Source organism: Xanthobacter autotrophicus (assembly GCF_030015065.1).
GTDB classification, from domain to species: domain Bacteria; phylum Pseudomonadota; class Alphaproteobacteria; order Rhizobiales; family Xanthobacteraceae; genus Xanthobacter; species Xanthobacter autotrophicus_D.
In genome coordinates this window covers 1-443 of sequence record NZ_JAIVFN010000429.1, presented here as the reverse complement: position 1 = coordinate 443, position 443 = coordinate 1, and the positions used below count along the sequence as shown (strand labels likewise).

At 60.9% G+C, this 443-nt stretch carries 2 protein-coding genes; one reads left to right on the top strand and one right to left on the bottom strand.

Annotated elements, in window-relative coordinates; genetic code table 11:
• On the bottom strand, window positions 1-230 hold a 230-nt coding region (locus K9U40_RS23875; RefSeq protein WP_282892533.1), incomplete at its 3' end, for a hypothetical protein.
• On the opposite strand from K9U40_RS23875, the gene K9U40_RS23870 reads away from it, so the two are divergent.
• Window positions 231-443 (top strand): hypothetical protein (locus K9U40_RS23870; protein ID WP_282892532.1); only part of this gene is annotated, 213 nt, incomplete at its 3' end.

Here is a 443-nt window from a genome sequence, read left to right as displayed (position 1 = left end):
GATGCGAAGTGCATGCCGGTCCACATCGTTGTGATCGTGAGCGCTGTCCATACGACGAGGACGAGGAACGCCACGTTGATGGCCGAGCGCGTTGCGTGACGCCATGAACGCTCGACAAAGTCCGGCGTGATCGTGGATCCTGCCAGTGCCGCTGCAGGTGCTGCGCCCGTACAGATGCGGCCATCTTCAACGATCGATCGATGCAGATCGTCAGGCACGTCGAGGTACAAATGCTGGTGCTGCGTCGGGGGTGCAAGCTGTTCTGCCGCTTGGCGTCGTTCACCTTTCAGCAGATGACGCCGCCACGCGGGCATCTTGATCGAGCTGTCGTGGGCGAGGAAAAGCGACTCCTGTTCGAGATGCGCGAGCGCTCCCTCATCGCGAGCGATTTTGGATGCCTTCCGGTGGATGGCGGGCACGTGTCGAACAAGGTGATCGATAGG